Source organism: Xanthobacter sp. (assembly GCF_041911315.1).
GTDB classification, from domain to species: domain Bacteria; phylum Pseudomonadota; class Alphaproteobacteria; order Rhizobiales; family Xanthobacteraceae; genus Xanthobacter; species Xanthobacter aminoxidans.
This window is the reverse complement of the sequence record NZ_JAYRPE010000050.1, coordinates 1-5208: the sequence shown is the minus strand read 5'-3', so window position 1 is coordinate 5208 and position 5208 is coordinate 1. Positions and strand designations below refer to the sequence as shown.

Genomic DNA, 5208 nt, shown 5'->3' with positions numbered 1-5208 from the left:
GGCGAGCCAGAAGACGTTCCAGCGGCAGGATCTGATCGCCGGCGCTCGGCGCTATGAGCGGCTGCTGCGCCGCGAGGCCACCGCCCCAAGCGGTCCGCTGGACAAGGCCCGGCGCGATGCCGCCCAGGCCTTCCAGCGCAATGACGCCCGCGCCGCCGCCGAGCTCTATGCCGGCCTCGCGCTGGCGCAGGCGCAGGACCCGGGCATCTGGATGCGCCTCGCCCGCTCGCTGGCGGCCATCAAGCCCACCGACGACGAGGACGCCTCCACCTTCATCGACAATGCGCTGGCCGCCGCCTTCATCGCCTATCGCCGCGCCACGACGCGGGTGGAGGAGGGCGAGGCGCTCTCCTTCATCGGCCATGTCTATGCCGACCGGCGCCTGTGGCAGCCGGCCATCGACACCATGAAGCTGGCCCTCGACCTGCGCGACACCCCCGCCGACCGCGCCTTCTATGACAAGCTGAAGGACGAGCACGGCTTCCGGCTGGTGGACTATTCGGTCGAATCCGACGCCGTGACGCCCCGCGCCTGCGTGCAATTCTCCGACGACATCGCGCCGGGCACCGACTTTTCCGCCTTCGTGCAGGTGGGTGGCATGGACAAGCCCGCCATCACCGGCGAGGCGCGGCAGATCTGCGTGGAGGGCCTCAAGCACGGCTCCCGCTACACCATCGCGGTGCGGCCCGGCGTGCCCTCGGCCAATGGCGAGAAGCTGAAGAAGGCCACCGAGCTTTCCATCTATGTGCGGGATCGCCAGCCCTCGGCCCATTTCTCTGGCCGCAACTATGTGCTGCCGCGCACCGGGCAGAAGGGCATCCCCGTCACCTCGGTCAATTCGCGCGAGCTGAAGATCAAGGTGCTGCGCATCGGCGACCGGGGCCTCGTGCCCACCGCCATCCAGGGCGAGTTCCGCCAGGGCCTCGACGGCTACGTGCGCGAGCGTCTCGCCGAGGGCGCCGGCATCGAGGTGTTCTCCGGCACGCTGGAGGTGGACGGCGCGCTGAATGCCGATGTGGTCACGGCTATCCCCGTCAACGAGGCGGTGGGCAAGCTGGAAGCCGGCGTCTACGCCATGACCGCCGAGCCCCGCGAGACCTCCGGCGACGACGACTACGGCAGCCTCGCCACCCAGTGGTTCATCGTCTCCGATCTCGGCATGACCGCCTTGGCCGGCCCGGACGGCGTGCATGTGCTGGTGCGCTTGCTGGGCAGCGCCGAGCCGGTGGCCGGGGCGGACGTAACGCTGGTTGCCCGCTCCAACGAGGTGCTGGGCACCGCGAAGACCGACGCCAACGGCTATGCCCGCTTCGATGCCGGCCTCTCCCGCGGTCCCGCCGGCATGGGACCGGAGGTGGTGACGGCGCGCGCCGCCAATGGCGACTACGCCTTCCTCTCCATGAAGGAGAATGCCTTCGACCTCACCGACCGGGGCGTCTCCGGCCGCGAGGCGCCGGGCGCGCTGGATGCCTTCCTCGCCACCGAGCGCGGCGTCTACCGCTCCGGCGAGACGGTGCATGTCACCGTCCTGCTGCGCGACGCGGCGGGCAATGCGGCGCCCAACGTGCCCCTCACCGTGCAACTGGTGCGCCCCGATGGCGTCGCCGACCGCCGCGTGGTGGTGCAGGACCAGGGCGCGGGCGGGCGCACGCTCGATCTGCCCATCCTCAAGGGCGCCATGACCGGCACCTGGCGGGCTAAGGCGCTCACCGACCTGAAGGCCCCCGCCATCGGCGAGGTGACGTTCCTGGTGGAGGATTACGTTCCCGACCGGGTGGAGTTCGACCTCACGGCCCGCACCCCGCGCCTGCCGCGTGACAAGGCGGTGGAGGTGCTGGTGGACGGCCGTTTCCTGTTCGGCGCCCCCGCCTCCGGCCTCGACGTGGAGGCGGAGACCGAGCTGCGCGCCGCCGCCAACCGGCCCGGCTTCGCCGGCTATGCCTTCGGCAATGCGCAGGACGAGGTGCTGGCCGAGCGCCAGCCCACGGCCGACGCCCCCGTCACCGACGCCCGTGGCCGCGCCACGATCCGCCTGCTGGCGGGCCAGCTCCCCAAGACCGCCCGGCCATTGGAGATGGAAGCCTTCGTGCGCCTCGTGGAGGCCGGCGGCCGCGCTGTCCAGCGCACCATCGTGCTCCCGCTCGCGCCGGCCGGCAGCCAGATCGGCGTGAAGCCGCTGTTCGCCGATCGCGTCCGCGAGGGCGAGACGGCGAATTTCGACGTCGTGGTGGCGGGCGTGGACGACAAGCTCCTCGCCTCGCCCGGCCTCACATGGAAGCTCTCGCGCATCGAGACGCGCTATCAGTGGTACCGCGTGAGCGGCTCGTGGGATTATGAGCCGGTGAAGACCGTGACCCGCGTCGGCGAAGGCGTGATCGCCACCACCGCCGATGGCCCGGCCCGCCTCTCCGTGCCCACCCAGTACGGCCGCTATCGCCTCGACCTCACCGGCGACGGCCTGCCGCTCACCTCCCTCACCTTCGAGGCCGGTTTCGGCGGCGACGGCAATGCCGACACGCCGGACCGCCTGGAACTGACCCTCGACAAGCCCGCCTACGCCGCCGGCGACACGCTGGAAGCCACGCTCACCGCCCGCACGGCCGGCACCGCCACGGTGATGGTGGTGAATGACGGCGTGCGCGCCTCCAAGGTGCTGCAGGTGCAGCCGGGCGCCGCCAAGGTCAGCTTCAAGGTGGAGGGCGGCTGGGGGCCGGGGGCCTATGTGGTGGCCTTCCTCCACCGCCCGCTGGATGTTCAGGCGAGCCGCATGCCCGGCCGCGCCATGGGCCTCTCCTGGTTCTCGGTGGACAAGGAGGCGCGCACCCTGAAGGTGGAGCTCTCCCCGCCCGCCGACATGCGCCCCAACACCACGCTCGCCATTCCCGTGAAGGTGTCGAACCTCCCGCCCGGTGAGAAAGCCTATGTGACGGTGGCGGCGGTGGATGTGGGGATCCTCAACCTCACCGGCTACAAGCCGCCCGCGCCGGACAATGTGGTGTTCGGCCAGCGCCGGCTCGCCGCCGAGATCCGCGACTTCTACGGCGCGCTCATCGACGGCATGCAGGGCGCTGCCGGCCGGCTGCGCTCCGGCGGCGACGGCAGCGAGACGGCGATGATGGCGAGCCCGCCGCAGGGCCCGCCCGTGGCGCTGTTCTCAGGCCTCGTGGACGTCGGGGCGGACGGCACCGCCACCGTCTCCTTCCCCGTGCCCGCCTTCGACGGCACGCTCCGCGTGATGGCCATCGCCTGGAGCCAGAACCGGCTCGGCCACGCTTCGGCCGATGTGGTGGTGCGGGACAAGGTGGTGATGCTCGCCACCTTGCCGCGCTTCCTCGCCTCCGGCGACCGCTCCAGCGTCAACCTGGACCTGACCAACGTGGAAGGCCCGGCGGGCGACTACCGGCTGGAGGTGACCGCGACGGGTGCCGCCGCCGTCACCGGCACCGTGCCGCCCGTCACGCTGGCCCAGAAGCAGCGCCAGTCCGTGCGCCTCGCGCTGGAGGGCCGGGGCGTCGGCTCCGCCACCCTCACCGCGCGGCTGACGGGGCAGGGCATCGACATCACCCGCTCGTTCCAGATGCAGGTGCGCCCGGCCTATCCGGACATCGAGCGGCGCACGGTGCGCAACCTCGCCCCGGGCGAGAGCATCAGCGTGTCGCGCGATCTCCTCGCCGATCTGCTGCCGGGCACCGGCAGCGTGGCGGTGAGCGTGTCGCCCTCCAGCGCCATCGACGTGCCGGCGCTGCTGGCGGCGCTCGACCGCTACCCCTATGGCTGCACCGAGCAGGTGACGAGCCGCGCCCTGCCGCTGCTCTCCTACAACGACCTCTCCGTCCTCGTGGGCCGGGCGAAAGACCCGGAGGCCGACCAGCGCATCCGTGACGCCATCGTCCGCGTGTTCTCGCGGCAGGGGTCGGACGGCTCGTTCGGCCTGTGGTCGGCGGGCGGCAGCGACACCTGGCTCGACGCCTATGTGGTGGATTTCCTCACCCGGGCGAAGGAGAAGGGCTTCACCGTTCCCGATCAGGCCTTCTCGCTGGCGCTGGACCGGCTGCGCAACACGGTGAACCTCGCGGGGGCCGACATGCGCTCCGCCAGCGAGGGACTCGCCTATGCCCTTTACGTGCTGGCCCGCAACGGCCGCGCGCCTTTGGGCGACCTGCGCTACATCGCCGACACGCGGCTGAAGGATCTCTCTTCGCCGCTGGCCCGCGGGCAGGTGGGCGCGGCCCTCGCATTGCTCGGCGACCGCACCCGCGCGGAGCGGGCGTTCAACGTGGCGCTGGAGGGCATTCCCGCCAGCGCCACCGCGCCCGAGATCGGCCGTTCCGATTTCGGCTCGGTGCTGCGCGACGCTGCCGCCCTCACCGTGCTCGCCCGCGAGGCGGGGCTCGACAAGGTGGCCGCCGTGGCGCTCGCCCGCGTGGACGCGGCGCGGGTGCGCACGGAGCGCACCTCCACGCAGGAAAATGCGTGGATGCTGCTGGCCGCCCGCACCCTCGCCGCCAACGCCGCCAACATGACGCTGGAGGTGGATGGCGGCCTCGTGCGCGGCCCGTTCGGCAGCAAGCTCTCGCGCGCCGATCTCGAGCGCGGGCCGCTCACGGTGCGCAACATGGGCACCGAGGCGGTGAAAGTGGTGATCGGCGTCAACGGCGCGCCGGTCGCTCCCGAGCCGGCCATTGCCAAGGGCTTCTCGCTGGACCGCAAGTATTTCACCCTCGACGGCAAGCCGGCGGACCCCACCAAGGCGGTGCAGAACCAGCGCTTCGCGGTGGTGCTCACCTTCTCCGAGGAGAAGAGCGCGCTCGCCGACGTGCTGCTGGTGGACTTCCTGCCGGCGGGCTTCGAGATCGAGAACCCCAACCTCATCAAGGGCGGCGACGGCGGCTTCACCTGGCTCGACGAGACCAGCGAGGCCGGCCATGTGGAGTTCCGCGACGACCGCTTCGTCGCCTCCGTGACGCGACAGGAGGGCGACGAGCCCTTCGTGGTCGCCTACACGGTGCGGGCGGTTTCACCCGGTCGCTATGCCCATCCGCCGGCCATGGTGGAAGACATGTATCGCCCCGACCGCTTCGCCCGCACGGCGGCCGGCAGCATGGAGGTCGCGCCCGCCCGATGAGAGGCCCCGGCGAGATCGGCGACCCCCGCCCCGCTCCCCGGCGCCGCTGGCGCTGGATGGCGGGCGCGGCGGGGCTCGGCCTC

Annotated in this window: 1 protein-coding gene; it reads left to right on the top strand. The window is 71.8% G+C overall.

From position 1 onward, the window contains the following. Positions 1 to 5125 (top strand): alpha-2-macroglobulin (locus tag ACE3QW_RS14785; RefSeq protein WP_374252151.1); only part of this gene is annotated, 5125 nt, incomplete at its 5' end. Positions 5126 to 5208: the final 83 nt, after the last annotated feature.